General features: G+C 36.1%; 14 protein-coding genes. 7 read left to right on the forward strand and 7 right to left on the reverse strand.

The features are described 5' to 3' along the window. Window positions 1-22 precede the first annotated feature (22 nt). Window positions 23-427, reverse strand: a complete 405-nt coding sequence (locus BLT30_RS08485) for a GxxExxY protein (protein ID WP_089873148.1) — start codon at window positions 425-427, stop codon at window positions 23-25. A gap of 59 nt (window positions 428-486) precedes the next feature. Then, window positions 487-1,785, reverse strand: coding sequence for a tRNA lysidine(34) synthetase TilS (gene tilS / locus BLT30_RS08490; RefSeq protein WP_089873149.1), 1,299 nt, complete (start codon window positions 1,783-1,785; stop codon window positions 487-489). A gap of 119 nt (window positions 1,786-1,904) precedes the next feature. On the opposite strand from tilS, the gene BLT30_RS08495 reads away from it, so the two are divergent. From BLT30_RS08495 to BLT30_RS08510, 3 genes are all read left to right on the forward strand, one after another. Further along, the gene (locus BLT30_RS08495; protein ID WP_089873150.1) at window positions 1,905-2,741 is read left to right on the forward strand and encodes an OmpA/MotB family protein; all 837 of its coding nucleotides are present in this window, start codon (window positions 1,905-1,907) and stop codon (window positions 2,739-2,741) included. A gap of 277 nt (window positions 2,742-3,018) precedes the next feature. Further along, on the forward strand, window positions 3,019-3,666 hold the full coding sequence (locus BLT30_RS08505; protein WP_089873152.1) for an O-methyltransferase: 648 nt from the start codon (window positions 3,019-3,021) through the stop codon (window positions 3,664-3,666). A gap of 30 nt (window positions 3,667-3,696) precedes the next feature. Then, window positions 3,697-4,413 carry a C40 family peptidase gene (locus tag BLT30_RS08510; RefSeq protein WP_089873153.1) on the forward strand — a complete coding sequence of 239 codons (717 nt, stop codon included), beginning with the start codon at window positions 3,697-3,699 and terminating at the stop codon, window positions 4,411-4,413. Window positions 4,414-4,463: 50 nt separating this feature from the next. On the opposite strand, the gene BLT30_RS08515 is transcribed toward BLT30_RS08510, so the two are convergent. The 3 genes from BLT30_RS08515 to kdsA all read right to left on the reverse strand — a co-directional run bounded on the left by BLT30_RS08515 (window position 4,464) and on the right by kdsA (window position 8,192). Beyond that, window positions 4,464-4,721: a hypothetical protein gene (locus BLT30_RS08515; RefSeq protein WP_089873154.1), complete on the reverse strand. Its 258-nt coding sequence runs from the start codon at window positions 4,719-4,721 to the stop codon at window positions 4,464-4,466. Window positions 4,722-4,728: 7 nt separating this feature from the next. Beyond that, window positions 4,729-6,945, reverse strand: coding sequence for a TonB-dependent receptor plug domain-containing protein (locus BLT30_RS08520; RefSeq protein WP_394332200.1), 2,217 nt, complete (start codon window positions 6,943-6,945; stop codon window positions 4,729-4,731). A gap of 437 nt (window positions 6,946-7,382) precedes the next feature. Beyond that, window positions 7,383-8,192: a 3-deoxy-8-phosphooctulonate synthase gene (kdsA, locus tag BLT30_RS08530; RefSeq protein WP_089873156.1), complete on the reverse strand. Its 810-nt coding sequence runs from the start codon at window positions 8,190-8,192 to the stop codon at window positions 7,383-7,385. A 281-nt stretch (window positions 8,193-8,473) separates the two neighbouring features. Between kdsA and BLT30_RS08535 the strand changes: the two genes are divergently transcribed. The 4 genes from BLT30_RS08535 to BLT30_RS08550 all read left to right on the forward strand — a co-directional run bounded on the left by BLT30_RS08535 (window position 8,474) and on the right by BLT30_RS08550 (window position 11,048). Further along, window positions 8,474-9,265, forward strand: a complete 792-nt coding sequence (locus BLT30_RS08535) for an SDR family oxidoreductase (RefSeq protein ID WP_089873157.1) — start codon at window positions 8,474-8,476, stop codon at window positions 9,263-9,265. A 65-nt stretch (window positions 9,266-9,330) separates the two neighbouring features. Further along, window positions 9,331-9,732 carry a GlcG/HbpS family heme-binding protein gene (locus BLT30_RS08540; protein ID WP_089873721.1) on the forward strand — a complete coding sequence of 134 codons (402 nt, stop codon included), beginning with the start codon at window positions 9,331-9,333 and terminating at the stop codon, window positions 9,730-9,732. A gap of 19 nt (window positions 9,733-9,751) precedes the next feature. Continuing rightward, window positions 9,752-10,555 carry a helix-turn-helix domain-containing protein gene (locus BLT30_RS08545; RefSeq protein ID WP_089873158.1) on the forward strand — a complete coding sequence of 268 codons (804 nt, stop codon included), beginning with the start codon at window positions 9,752-9,754 and terminating at the stop codon, window positions 10,553-10,555. Window positions 10,556-10,559: 4 nt separating this feature from the next. Beyond that, window positions 10,560-11,048: a hypothetical protein gene (locus BLT30_RS08550; protein ID WP_089873159.1), complete on the forward strand. Its 489-nt coding sequence runs from the start codon at window positions 10,560-10,562 to the stop codon at window positions 11,046-11,048. Window positions 11,049-11,090: 42 nt separating this feature from the next. Here BLT30_RS08550 and BLT30_RS08555 read toward each other — a convergent pair whose 3' ends face one another. Both BLT30_RS08555 and BLT30_RS08560 read right to left on the reverse strand, forming a co-directional pair. Next, window positions 11,091-11,621: a DUF1697 domain-containing protein gene (locus BLT30_RS08555; RefSeq protein WP_089873160.1), complete on the reverse strand. Its 531-nt coding sequence runs from the start codon at window positions 11,619-11,621 to the stop codon at window positions 11,091-11,093. An 83-nt stretch (window positions 11,622-11,704) separates the two neighbouring features. After that, window positions 11,705-15,190, reverse strand: coding sequence for a glycosyltransferase family 117 protein (locus BLT30_RS08560; protein ID WP_089873161.1), 3,486 nt, complete (start codon window positions 15,188-15,190; stop codon window positions 11,705-11,707). Window positions 15,191-15,235: the final 45 nt, after the last annotated feature.

Genomic DNA, 15,235 nt, shown 5'->3' on the forward strand with positions numbered 1-15,235 from the left:
GTGTTTATGTGGTTTATTTATTTTAATTTAATTGTTCGTAATATTTATTTACAAATGTCTTTTGTCCTTCTTTGAAAATATTCGTCACATTGAAATTCACTAAAATTCCCTTTGGAACTTTCAACAGATTCATATAATTAAGAATCTGAGCTTTGTGTAAATCGTGAAATTCTGAAACTGATTTAATTTCTACAATAATTAAATCTTCTATTAAAAAATCACATTGAAAACCACAGTCCAAATCAATTCCCTTGTATTGAACAGAAATTACAAATTCAGATTTAAAATTTATATTCTGGATTCTAAACTCTTCTTTCAAAGCTTTATGATAGACACTCTCTAGCAAACCAGAACCTAAATTTTTATGAACTTCTATGCAAGCTCCTAAAATTTTATATGTTAATTCCGTTATTTGTTTCTGATTCATAAATCTATTTAAACTTTTTAAACTACATAAACAAATAGAAAAACTATGTGTCTATGTAGTTATAATTTTAAAATCAATTCCGTTTCTGAATTATCAGAACTATATCTCCCGTCTTGGCGGAAAGGCAGCACGCCTAAGATTCGTTCATCAGCATCAGATAGAAGCCAGATTTTTTGCTTCGCTAAAATAGACAATTTTTCATCCTTAAAAAATTTTGAAATTTTCTTTTTACCAATCATTCCTATAGGAAAAAACACATCACCTTCTTGTTTCTTTCTCAATTTCAAAGGTAACTGAACTTTTTGTTTATCGAATTTCCAAAAACAATTACCAAATGTTTTAATTTCGTTTTTAATATATTCTGGGATAATTATTTCGTTTTCAACAATTTTAAGCGAAATTGATAATTCTAACTTCTCATTTTCAACTTCTAACTTCTTAATAAAAATCAATTCGTTCCGATTAATGATTAACTGAAATCCAGGATTGAAAAACGAGCTTCCAGTTTGAGCTGTCAGAACTTTCTGCATTTCGTTATCATCTGTAAAACCAAATCTTTTCAAAATCTCATATCGAATCAGTTCTGGTTCTTCTGAAAATTTTTGCTTATTAATAATGAATTGATTTGCCCGCGAGTCAATCTTGAGAATTTCAATTTTCTCATCAACCGATTGATCAATAAAATCTTTAGTTTGATTAATATAATTGATGCTTCTTGAAAAATTGGTCAGAAAATCTGCATTGATTTTTTTTAATTCCGGGACAATATTGTGTCGGATTTTATTTCTTAGGTAATCCGTCTTTTGATTGGATTTATCTTCTCTAAATTCAATTTGATTCTGTTTTGCAAAATCATAGATCTCATCTTTAGAAAAATCAAGAAGCGGACGAATGATTCCGTTTTCATTTTTGGGAATCCCACTCAAACCTCGGATTCCGGAAGCTTTGGAAAGATTGATTATAAACGTTTCTAACTGGTCATTCAGGTGATGTGCCGTGACTAAAAAATCAAGATCTTCTTTTTCCTGAATTTCTCTGAAAAATCTATATCTCAACTCTCTTGCCCAATTCTGAATCGAGTTTTCCGACTGATCATCTTTTTGAGAAATTTCATATAAATGAAAAGGAATTTTATGTTTTTGACAAAAATCGGAAACGAGCTTTTGATCCATGTTAGAATCCTCATTACGAAGATGATAGTTCACATGTGCAATATGAAAATCAAAACCCGAAACCTGAAATAAATCAGCCAAAACCATCGAGTCCACTCCTCCACTTACAGCCAAAAGGTATGTTTTTTGTTGTGATTGGTTGAGCAATTGCTCCAGAGCGTTTTGAAATTTTAAGAGACTTAACACAATTTTATAACGAAATATTAAGTTATAAACACAAATATACAGTTATTAATCCTTATTTTTGAAACGATTTAAAACTAATGACCACTCAATAAAAACAATAAAACAAATAAATATTTACTATGAGATTATTTAAAATTTTGACAATCACAGCTGTGGGACTTTCCTTGGCTTCTTGTGTCAGCAAAAAACAATTCGATGCGCTTAATCTGAACTACAAACAATGTATCGAAGATGCAGGTGAAAGAATGCGCCAAATCCAAGATCTGAAAGGTGAAAATTCTTCTCTAAAAGGTCAAAATGACTTACTTGTAGGACAGAACAACGCTCTTAAATCCAGCCTGGATGCTTGTCTATCCAATGCAGGAAAAGGTTCTGCAAATATTGATAAATTGGTTGGGGAGATCAACGCTTCCAATGCTTATATCAAGCAATTGATCTCCGGAAAAAGCAAAAACGACAGTTTGAACCTTGCTTTATCAAACAAACTAAAACGTTCTCTTGACAACGTTGCAGATCAGGATGTAGATGTGAAGGTATTGAAAGGTGTTGTATTGATCTCATTGTCTGACAAGATGCTTTATCAAGTTGGAAAATATGACATTCAGCCAGCTGCTGCAGACGTCTTAGCAAAAGTAGCGAAAGTAATCAACGACTATGACACTTACAGCGTATTGATCGAAGGTAATACAGATAACACACCATTGAACAGCGCCAATGCTCCAAGAGACAACTGGGACCTTTCCGCGCTTAGAGCGACTGCTGTTGCTAAAGTTCTACAAACCCAATTTGGTGTGAATCCTAACAGAATCACGGCTGGTGGTAGATCGGAGTACAATCCTAAGACTACAAATGCTTCAGTTTCAGGAAGAAGTGAAAACCGTAGAACGGAGATCATCATTATGCCGAAACTGGATGAGTTCATGAAACTGATGGACATTGCCCCAGTTAAGAAATAAATGATGAATGATTGTTCATTGTTCATCCGCAAATTATAAAACTAAACCTTGTCAGAAATGATGAGGTTTTTTATTTGGGCAGCTTTATCCTTCTTCCACTCCCGCTTTTTTCTGTCATTGCGAACAGTGTAAAACCATCAGTAGAAATTTTCTCTATCGCAATAACAGAAAAAGAGTTCCGTTCAAGCCGGGCTGCAAATCCAGTATATATACCATTCGTAATAATTTATACATTTAGTTTACCTTTGAACTTTAAACAAAAAACTTTGAACTTACAATGAGTTACTTCGAAGAACTAGACAAAGAGATGGACCGCTATCTGGAGGAAACAGCTTCCGAAGAACCTGCCATTTTAAAAAAACTAAGAAAGGAAACTTATCAAAAGACCACACAACCGCATATGATCTCTGGTTATTTGCAAGGTCGTTTGTTAAGTATTCTATCGCATATCGTCCAACCAAAAAATGTTTTGGAGATCGGAACTTTTACAGGTTATGCCGCTTTGAGTATGGCGGAAGGACTGCCAAAAGATGGGAAAATTTTCACAATCGACAAAAATGAAGATCTGGCTTACATCCCAAAAAAATATTTTGCTGAAAGCAATTATAAAGATCAGATCGAATTCATTTTGGGCGATGCAAAAGAAGAAATCAAAAAACTGGATAAAGTTTGGGACCTGATCTTCATTGACGCTGATAAAGAAAGCTATCTGGAATATTTAAAACTCATTAAGCCAAATCTACGCTCAGGAAGCATCATTCTTATCGATAACGTTCTCTGGTATGGGAAAGTTCTCGAAAACAATCCAAAGGATAAACAGACTGAACAGATCAAACTCGTGAATAAAATAATCGCAGAAGATCAAGATTTTGAAAATCTAATCTTACCTTTGCGAGACGGATTACACTTGATAAGAAAGAAATAATTTGTATTTTTAAATTCATAATTGATTGAAATGACAAAAGGAATTTGTAATGTTTCCATTGCTCCGATGAGAGCTGAAAGTTCTGACAAAAGCGAAATGGTCTCACAGCTTCTTTACGGCGAGTCTGCCGATATTATTGAAGTGAAGGATAACTGGACTAAAATCAAAACGCATTACGACGATTACGAAGCGTGGATGGACACGAAACAAATTTCACCTGTTTCAGATGAATTTCTAACGACAAGAAAAATCAATCTTGTAAAAGAGCCTTTCCAATCTACAATGACGGAAAGTGGAAGAACACTTCTGTCAATAGGATCAGAAGTGAAATTTGAAACGAGTTCTCCAACTCGTGGCGCAGACCTTAGTGAAAGTATTGTGAACTGCGCAAAAGAGTTTTTGAATGTTCCATACCTGTGGGGCGGAAAAAGCTTTTTCGGAATTGATTGCAGTGGTTTTACGCAGATCATTTACAAAATTCACGGCATCAAAATCCCAAGAGACACTTATCAACAAGCTGAACTTGGAGAAGTTTTAACTTTTATAGAAGAAGCAAAACCCGGCGACCTTGCATTTTTTGAAAATTCGGAGGGAAGAATCATTCATGTCGGGATCATTTTAGCAGATCAAAAAATAATCCATGCGCACGGAAAAGTTAGAATTGACAGTCTCGACACTAGTGGGATCTTCAATGAAGATCAAAACAAACACACACATAGACTAAGATTCATTAGATCTTATTTTTAAATAAAAAAGCTTCCGATCTGGAAGCTTTTTCTATATCAGGTCTAAATATTTTAAACCAAATTTCTCTTTTTAACCTCATCACCCATCTTTCTATGTGCAATGATATTGGTTGCCAAAATTGGAAAAAAAGTCAAAGGCAAAACCGAAAACACCCCAAAACCTTTTGTAACCGTAATATACAAACAAGTCGCAAGAAGCAGAACAAAAATAACAGAGAAAGAGATCAAAACCGATTTTGTAAGTTTCACGTTTTTCAATAATTCTTTATCTGTCAATTCAGCTGCAGGTTTGATTCCTTTTGATTTCATTGTTCTATTAGAGTTTAAAATTAAGTGTTACATTGAAAAATCTCCCTGTCAATCTTACAGGTACCGGATAATAAGCCTGTGGTGAAGAATTCACATCACTGATCCATTGGTTGGCAATCGTATTATTGATATTGAATGCATTGAAGATCTGAACCCCTAAAGTCAACTCTTTGAAGTTTCTCCAGAAATCGCCGGTCGCCTTGTTATCTTTTTGATCGATGAAAACTTTGGTCAAACCGATGTCCACTCTCTTGTAAGCAGGTAAAGTTCTCTGATAACGGTAAGCAGCCAAATAATCCGGTAAACCTGCAGAATCAAATAAAACAGGTGTTCCTGATGGTAATCCGCTTGCATAGGTCAGGGTCAGATTAACTCTCATACTTGGGAACTTCGGCATATAGTCTTGATAGAACATAGAGAATTTAAAACGCTGATCGGTAGGTCTCGGGATGTAGCCCATTCCATCAATATTTTCATAGACCCTGGCATAACTTGCAGAAACCCAAGAATCCACACCCGGTACAAATTGTCCAAATAATCTCGTATCCAATCCATAAGCATAACCTTCCGCATTGTTCTTACCGGAATATCTTACCCTTACATTATCAAGATAATATGGAATAAGATTCTCCATTTTCTTATAGTAAGCCTCTGTGGTCAGTTTGAAAGGTTTCCTTTCACTTCCTCCAATTTTAAATTCGTAATCGTTGGCAACAATGATCTGATAAGATTTTTGAGCTTTGATATCTGGGTTGAATGCTCCTGTCAGATCTTTGATCTCTTTATAGAAAGGCGCTTGGTAATAAACACCTCCGGAAACTCTGAATAACATATCCATATCCCAATTCGGTTTAATTGCAAACTGAACCCTTGGGCTGAACAATGTTTCTTTGTTGAAACTCCAGTTTTGAACTCTTGCACCTCCGTTTACAAATATTTTATTAGTTCCCCAGTAGAATTTTTTCGAGAATTGTGTATAAGCTGAAATTCGGTTTACATTAATGTTGTTTTGTCCAGCAATATGATACATAAGATTAAGGCCGGAAGCATCTAATTGCCCAGGTAAAACAAAATCACGTGGATTGCTGTAGCCAATAGAATCAACAAACTGCCATTCATTAGTAAAATCTTTGATACTTTCTCTTTCGAATTTCACACCTACTTCAAAATCGGTATTGACATCCGGAGAAAACCTAGTTCTGAACTGAGAGCCATAAACCCGTACTAATAAGTCATTTCTGGCGTGATCTATTTGACCTCCCGCATCATAACCAGCAACTGGATTTCCTTCCTCGTCAAAAGCTTCCAAAATATAGCCGGAAGCCAATGAATAGTATTCTCTCTCTCTGTTCTGATAAGCAAAATTATCCATAGTAAAATGCCATTTTTTGCTTGGTTTAAAGTTGACGCTTACCGTTCCCATCATATTTTTATACTGGTCATCTTCCTGACCATTATAGAAAACGGTTAGTTTCAAAGGTTGTAAAACACTTCCAAAATCAACCTCTTTTTGTTTCGGGACCATTTGATAATCATTCTTTGCAAAATAGCCTAAGAAAGACAAAGACCATTTGTCATTGAACTGATAATTAAGATAAGACTGTAGATCAAAATATCTGGGATTGAAATCCGTATCTTCATTAAGTGTATTAAGGACAAGATTTGTATTTCTGTAACGACCGGAGAGCAATCCTGTGAATTTTTTATCTTTAGAGGCAAATCCTGTTGTTAGTCTTCCTCCGATCAAACTTGCTTCGCCGGAAAGCTCAAATTTCTCAGGCTGCCTGTAATAGATGTTAAGTGCAGACGACATTTTATCACCATATCTCGGCTCAAATCCACCTGCAGAGAAATTGATCATGCCGACCATATCCGGATTGATGATACTCATCCCTTCCTGTAAAGAGTTCCTGATCAGAAATGGACGATACAGCTCAACATCATTGATATAGATAAGGTTCTCATCGTAATTCCCTCCTCTTACCATAATTTGCGAAGACAATTCGGAATTGGAGTTCACAGAGGGTAAGCTTTTCAAAAGTCCCTCTACACCTCCACCTAAAGACACTACTTCTCTAGCCTCCTTTACAGATAATTCAACAGAAGTAAGATCATTGGTCTTATAGGTTGCTTTTTTCTGGAAAACAACTTCCTGGATCTCCGTGTCTCTGGTTGCTGGTAAAAAAAGGACATTGACCGCTTGAGATCTCGGAGTCGTTTTGATGATCTTTGAGAAACCTTTGAAGTTTTCTTTTTCAACCTTCAGTTCCTGTTCAGAATCTGCAATAGGAACTCGTATGAAACCATTTTTGTCCGTTTGGTAAGTTTTACCATTATAAGTTACCCGCGCTTCGGAAACTGACTTTCCATCTTCATCAAGAACTTTTAGATTGATTTGAGAAAATGCCAAAACAGGCAAAAAGAAAAGAATTAAAAGAATATAATTTTTCAAAGCTGTAGTTTTTTACTATCGATTTTTATTTTAAATGCTTCTTGAATTAACAAAAATAGCAATTAATACAAAGAACGAAAGAATATTTGTAATTGATATACAAAAAATGAATTTCTTTGATGAATATTTTCATGTTTCTATCAGGGAAATCAATTTTGATAAAAACCATTTCACCAATAAAAAAGTCCGGCAGACCGGACTTTCATTTTTTATAATATCGCTTCTCTGATTCTCGTCAGCTTCCCGAGCAAATCATCCAACAAATCAAGCTTCAACATATTGGCTCCATCAGATTTTGCAACCGAAGGGTCAGGATGTGTTTCTATAAAGATCCCGTCCGCACCAACAGCTATTCCTGCTTTTGCAATGGTCTCTATCAATTCTGGTCTTCCGCCTGTAACACCAGAATTTTGATTTGGTTGTTGAAGAGAATGTGTAACATCCAGAATTACTGGAGAATACTCTCTCATCGTCGGGATTCCACGGAAGTCAACCACCAAATCCGTATAACCGAAAGTATTTCCTCTTTCGATGATCGCAGTTTTATCGTTTCCAGAATCTTTCACTTTCTGAACTGCAAATTTCATTGCTTCAGGTGAAAGGAACTGTCCTTTTTTAAGCGTTACTGCTTTTCCTGTTTCGGCCGCCGCAATCAGCAGATCGGTCTGTCTTACCAAAAACGCCGGAATCTGCAAAACATCTACATACTCTGCAGCCAAAGCGGCATGACCATTTTCATGAATATCTGTAGTAGTAGGAACATTGAAGGTCTCTCCTACTTTTCTAAGGATCTTCAAAGCTTTTTCGTCGCCTATTCCCGTGAAAGAATCTACCCGGCTTCTGTTCGCTTTTCTGAAACTTCCTTTGAAAATGTATGGAATATTATATTTATCCGAAAGCTTCACGATATGCTCTGCAATCTGCAAAGCCATTGTTTCATCTTCGATGGCGCAAGGTCCTGCAATCAGGAAAAAGTTCTTGGAATCCTTGTGATGAATGTTATCTAGATATTGTATCATTTATTTGATTTTAAATTATAAATTTCAGATTATTATATGTCTGAAAACCGAATACAAATATACGGAATAAACAGAAAACTTTCTATTCGTTGATTGATGAGAGTTATTGGATTATCGATTACTAATTTTATTTTGTTAGGTAGGATTATAAAGAAACTACACTTTCAATTTCTTTCCGAACAACCACTGAACCTCCCACCAATATAATTTTGAACCTCCCACGAATTTATTCCATATCTAATTAGTTCAATTTTGCTATATAACTTTTAAATATAGAAAATATGAGCAAAAGAATTTTAATTACAGGAGCTGCAAGTGGATTTGGAAAAATGGCTGCTTTTGATTTAGCAAAAAAAGGGCACAAAGTAATTGCTACGGCACAAGTTTATCCGCAAATGAGTGACTTGATAAGAGAAGCCAAAGAACAAGGAATAGAATTGACCGTTGATAAATTGGATGTAACGAATACAACAGACATTGCTTACATCACCCAAAAATACGACATCGATATTTTAATCAGCAACGCAGGAATAATGGAAGGTGGCCCAATTGCGGAGCAACCTTTAGATTTAATCCGTTCGATGTTTGATGTCAATGTTTTTGGCGGATTGCAGTTAGCTCAAGGTTTTATCAAGAAATTTATTGATGAAAAAAGACCAGGAAAAATTGTTTTTACAACTTCTATGGGCGAATTATGGACGGTTCCTTACGTTGCCGCTTATTGCGCATCTAAACACGCAATGGGTTCAATTGCCGAAGGCCTGAGAACGGAACTAGCACCTTTCAATATCAAAATTGCAACTTGCAATCCGGGCATTTTCGGGACAGGATTTAATGACCGTGGCGCCGATACTATTTTCCGTTGGTACAATCCTGAAACTAATTTTACACATCCATCTGCATTCGACGGCACTGCCGAGGCTTTGGCAAATCAGCTAGACCCACAATCTATGGCAGAGTGTATAGTTGATGTGGCTTTGGATGAAAATTCAAATTTCAGAAATGTACATCCAAAAGAAACCGAAGATTTTGTAAAACAATTACAAGCAGATGCTTGGACGGCAAAAAGCTAAAAAAATTCAGAAAGTGCAGTTCAAAAAACTGTGCTTTCTTTTTATCATTAATTAAAATTAAAAAAATGAACATAAACTATAACGAAGCAACAAAAGCATTAAACGCTTCCATAGAAAAAGCAAAAGCGTTGAACATTCCCGTAAGTATTGCCGTGGTAGATACAGGCGGACATTTGGTTGCATTTGCAAGGTTGGACAGCGTTTTTGGCGTGATAGAATTTGCTGTAAAAAAAGCCAGAACTGCCGTAATGTTTGGCGTAGATAGCGAAATAATGGGGACAATAGTTTCTGGAGCAGACATTCACGGCTACGGAATGTTGAATTCAAACGACGGATTATTGACCATTGCAGGCGGTGTTGTCATCAAAAACAAAGAAGGCAAAATCATCGGAGCCATTGCATCATCGGGCGGTTCACCAGAACAGGATAAAGAAATTGCGAGTGCAGGAGCGGTTTTGCTCAATTAAAATTTAAGATATTTGTAGTATGGAAGCAAAGCGTGAAATCATTTTCGACAAGTTGGTCTATTCCTGTGTTTTTGAAAAGCACAGAGGAAATGAAGAATTTATTCCTGAGCATTTTTTAGGATTTCAACTATCGGGTGAAACACACGCTTTTCACGCAGATGGAAGTACGATTATTCCGGAAAACACCATCGTGTTGGTTCGCAAAAACCAATTAATAAGAACAATTAAATATCCTGCAAAATCAGGAAAATACCAGTTTTTATCGATTACGTTGGACAAGGAAACCTTGCAACAATACGCCTTGGAAAACAAAATCGCGATTGATAAAAAATATGCCGGCAAACAGAAATTATTTTTTGAACCCGATGATTTTCTGCAAAATTATTTCAGTTCATTAGCTCCATACATTAATAAGACAAAAGAAGCAACGCCACGATTGGCAGATTTAAAAATCAGGGAAGCGATAGAATTATTACTACAAAGCAACCCTGATTTTAAACAAATTCTATTCGATTTTTCCGAGCCTTTCAAAATGAATCTGGAAGAATTTATGAACCAGAATTATATGTTTAATGTTTCGGTATCCTCTTTCGCAAAACTGACAGGAAGAAGTCTTTCCGGCTTTAAGCGAGATTTCACTAAAACATTTGATAAGACACCAAAAAAATGGTTGTTGGCAAAACGCTTAGACGAGGCGTATTATTTAATCAAGCACAAAAAACAAAAGCCAGCTGACTTTTATCTGGATCTAGGGTTTGAGAACCTAGCACATTTTTATGCTTCGTTTAAAGAAAAATTTGGTTTAACGACTTCACAGATTTAAAAAAATGGATTTCATACAATATTTGCAAAACTGGACAAAAGCTGATATCAACCAAGGAAAATGGATGATTGGAATAGCCATTCTTATTATTTTGCCTATTTGTATTTTGTTTATTCAAACCAGTAATTCGCTTCAAAAAGGAATGTTAATTCCGCTCTGTTTATTATTACTGATGAATATAAGTTACGGCAGTTATTTATTGATTTCTAAATCAAAACACGCTGAACAAACGTCCAAGAGTTTTCAATTAAAACCAAAAGAAACAACTGAAAATGAGGTAGCCAAAATCAAGGCAGATGATAAAAGTTATACAATGACAAAGTACGCTTGGGCTGGATTACTCATTCTTTCGGTTATTTGTTTCTTCATTTTTAATAAAGATTATTTTCGAGGATTATCGCTGGGTTTTGCCATAATGTTTATGGGAATGTTGGTTATTGATGTTTTTTTACATCATAGCCTCAAGTTGTATCTTTTAAACGTTATCAAATAATATTTAATTTCTTTATTCCTTATTTAGAGATTCCTATGGATTTTATGAAAACTTTTTAATAATCTTTTCAAACGTATTAGCATTCCTACTCGTCATTTTATCTTTCAGACCTTTCTTGCCAAGCACTTTCCCGAAGCTGGAATCTAACGTTTGTCCTTTTGAAACTTGCCAATAAAATATATTATTGACGATTTTACCCTTCTCACTTTCTGCTTTATTTGATTTTTCAAATTCTTCTAACAAAGTTTCTTCTACCTTTTCCGAACCGAGGAAAATGTAATTATGAAAATTTTTAATTGGTGGAAATGGGTCATTTTTCAAGATTTCTTTGATCTCTTTTTCATTTTTGATGAAGAGAAAGGCTTCGTAACTGAAATGTTCTGACATTGCTTTTTCAAGAATCTTTTTCAATTCTTCCGAATTTTTATCTGACTGAAATAAGATATTCCCACTTGCCAAAACTGAAGAAACATTTTGGACACCTGCATCTGAAAAGACTTTGCAGACGTCTGCCATTTTCATATTGGTTCCTTTTACATTCACACCACGGAGAAAAGCACAGAAGTTGTTCATAGTTGATGGTTGATGGTTGATGGTAAAATTAATTAAATTAGAAGATAAAAAAAGCGTTTCAAGATTTTGAAACGCTTTTTTTATTATTGAGTCACTTTCATCAACTTCTTCGTGATCTCATCCATCTTTTCGGATTCGTAAGTCGTATCATAATCCTTCATAATATCGAAAAGATAAGAATAGAAGGATGTCACTTTCTGGACGTCATCTGCTTTTTTGAATGCTTTTTCCTTGCCCATCTCCTGCAGATCCTTGATGAATGTGTTGAATCTCTTATCAATCACATTCAGAGAGTTGACAAGATATTGGTAGCCTTTATCTTTCTGCCCAATTTTGTTATAAGCATCTGAAACTGCGCCAACGACAAGGGAATATTCCATTGGTTTGGTTTTCATCTGTCTTGCAGCATAAACTTGGAACTTAGGCGACAATCTTGTGTAGTAATCATACTCTTCGAAGATTCCTTTCTTAAGGTCTTCTGCCAGTTTCAATCCTTTTTGCTCTTGTCCTGCAACAATATATGCGTAGACAATGGAACTCAAAGACCTTGGGTCGTTATATTTCGAAACCGGGATCTCTCTGCTGGCCAGATCCAGAACTTCAATCGCTTTCTGCTTTTCGCCTTTCATTACCAAAGCTTCTGCCGCTCTACTCGCAGACGACCTGTAGCTTACGATATTCTGAGTACAGGTTTCATCAAAATGAACATTCAGGTCTTTGAAATTACCCCATCTGTAGTTTTTCACGACGTTATAAAGTTCATCCGCATTCACCATTCCCAGTTCGCCATCCGGAGATTCTTCTGTTTTGATAGGAACCAATCTATAGCTGAATCCATCAAACTTAAGATAATCTGAAAGGAAAAACAGGTTGCTTCCGTCATAGATTCCACCACTTGAGAAGCTTATCGGACGTTTCCAATCGAAGTTCGCCAAAATATCCATCATCAACATATTATTTTTGAACATACTTGTTCCTTTGTAATTGATGACGATCTGTTTTTCAGCCTTTTGAGCTTCAGCAGGTGTGATAATTCCTGTTTTTACGGCATTATTGACATTGACCGGAAGAACAAATTTGGAAACCGGAAGGAAGTTGAATTTCTGATAACGTTCCTCACCGAAGATCATTTTAACCACCTCATCTTTTTCAGGCGATTTCATTTTCAAGAAATTAACAGCATCTTTCAAAGTCATCGAATCCTGGGTCAGATATTTTCTAAATTGAGCAAATTCTGTATCCGGCGCACCTTGGTCTTTTAAATTTGCGAAGATATTACTCCAATCATCTTTTGACATCAGGTAAACCTGGTCATTAGAACCTTCTCTGTAATCTTCGTGAGTCAAAGTTGACGGAACCGGCAAAGAATTGTACGTCCTTCTCTTCACCTGGTCGATATTCCAAGGTGTAGATAATAATGTAAAGTTCACCACTTTTACATCCGGACGGAATTCCTCTGTCTCCTGAATGGCCCAAACCGGATAAGTATCATTATCTCCGTAAACAAACATAATATCGTTTTTCGGAAGGGATTTTAGACTAGAATATGCATAATCGTAAGCCGTATAACGACCACTTCTGTCGTGAACGTTATAATTCTGGAAGCCCATCATCAAAGGAATCCCCAACAATATGACTCCAATAGCGATCTGAGCAGATTTTTGCTTCACTTTTTTCTGCAGGAACCAATAGATCGCTGCAACGCCCAATCCTATCCAAATTGCAAATGCATAGAACGAACCAACCATCGCATAATCTCTTTCTCTTGGTTCAAACGGCTTTACACCTGTATAAAATACAATTCCGACACTTGTCAATATAAACAATGACAGAATCGCATAGAAACGTCCAAAATCTTTGTTAAGCTGGAAAAAGAATCCCAGTAATCCCAAGATCAAAGGAAGCATAAAGAACTTCACCGTGCTTGTATTCTGGAATTTTGCAGGCATCTCATTTTGATCTCCCCACATATTATTATCAATGAAAGGAATACCCGTAATGAAGTTTCCATTCGTATTTTCCATATGGCCTTCCACATCATTCTGACGACCCGAGAAATTCCAAAGTAAATATCTTCCAAAATAGTAATAATTCTGAAACGTGATGAAATAATCGAGATTCTGAGCTAACGTCGGTTTCTGCACATTGATCAATCCGAACTGTTTCGCTTTCAGATAATCATCCATTTTGATGGTACCGTTCTCATACTTCTGGCGAAGCTCATCAAAGAATTGTTTTGCTTCCGGACTTTCGGAGATTTGGTCATTGCCATAATTGAAGGTAAAATCCGGCGCTCCATACATCGAAATGTAATTCGGCATCACGGACTTATCCTCACTGAACATTCTTGGAAAAAAACCAACGTGCTCTTTGCTATAAACATAATTGAACTTCTCTCCTACCAGTCTGTATCGACCTGTTTGTGGGTCTCTTTCGTAGGTATCGCCTGTTTTTACAGTTTTGTAACTTCCGTCCTCATTTTTCTCGATCCCATTAGGGTCCAGATAAGCAGTATAATTTTGACCATAAAAAGTCGGCCAATCTCCATATTGTTCACGGTTGTAATAATCCAACATTCCCAAAGCGTTATCCGGGTCATTAAGGTTCATCGGAGGATTTGCATTGGCCCTAATTGGGATCACCAGCCAGCAAGAGAACCCGATCATCATAAAAACAATGGATAATGCAATGGTCTGATAAAGCGATTTTCCAGTCTTTCTGGTATAAGAAACCAAAAGATAGCAAAGAACAGACAATATAACGAAGGCAAAAACCGTCCCTGAGTGGAAAGGAAGCCCGAGTCCATTCACAAAGAAAACTTCCGACTTGCCGAACAATGTCATGATCATTGGGAAAATCCCTTTGAAGACAATTCCTAAAATAACCAACGTAATCGCATTCGCCCAAAGGAAAGATTTCCAAGTGAACGTATAATTTCTTGTGTAATAAATCAAACAAACGGCAGGCAAAGCTAACATACACATCATATGCACCCCTACGGAAAGTCCAATCACGAAAAACAAAAGGATGATCCATCTTTCATTGTCTTTTTCGGCATACTCGTTTTCCCATTTTGTAATTAGCCAAACAATTAATGCAATGAAAAGACTCGCCATCGAGTAAACTTCACCTTCAACCGCAGAAAACCAGAATGTATCCGAAAATGTGAAACACAATGCACCAACTGCTCCAGCGAACAGAACGCCAATTTCTTCGGTTACTGATATATTCTCAAATTCTTTATTCAGCAATCGTCTTACAAGATGTGTGATCGTCCAGAATAAAAACAGAATTGTAAAAGCGCTAAACAATGCAGACATCGCATTGATCACCAACGAATAATGTTGTCCATCACCAAATGCAAATAAAGCGACAACCGCTCCCACCAATTGGAACAATGCAGCTCCTGGTGCATGGGTCACCTCTAGTTTGACAGCGGAAGAAATATACTCTCCACAATCCCAAAAACTGAAATTCGGTTCTATTGTTGATAAATAAGTAAAAAATGCGATCACAAAAACGACCCATCCAAGAATGGTGTTCCACTGTTTAAAAGTCCAATTCTTCATATTAGAAAATGAAATATCGGCGAATTTAATGTTTTTGATTCAGTT

The sequence above is a fragment of the Epilithonimonas hungarica genome, from assembly GCF_900102265.1.
Classification (GTDB): Bacteria; Bacteroidota; Bacteroidia; order Flavobacteriales; family Weeksellaceae; genus Epilithonimonas; species Epilithonimonas hungarica.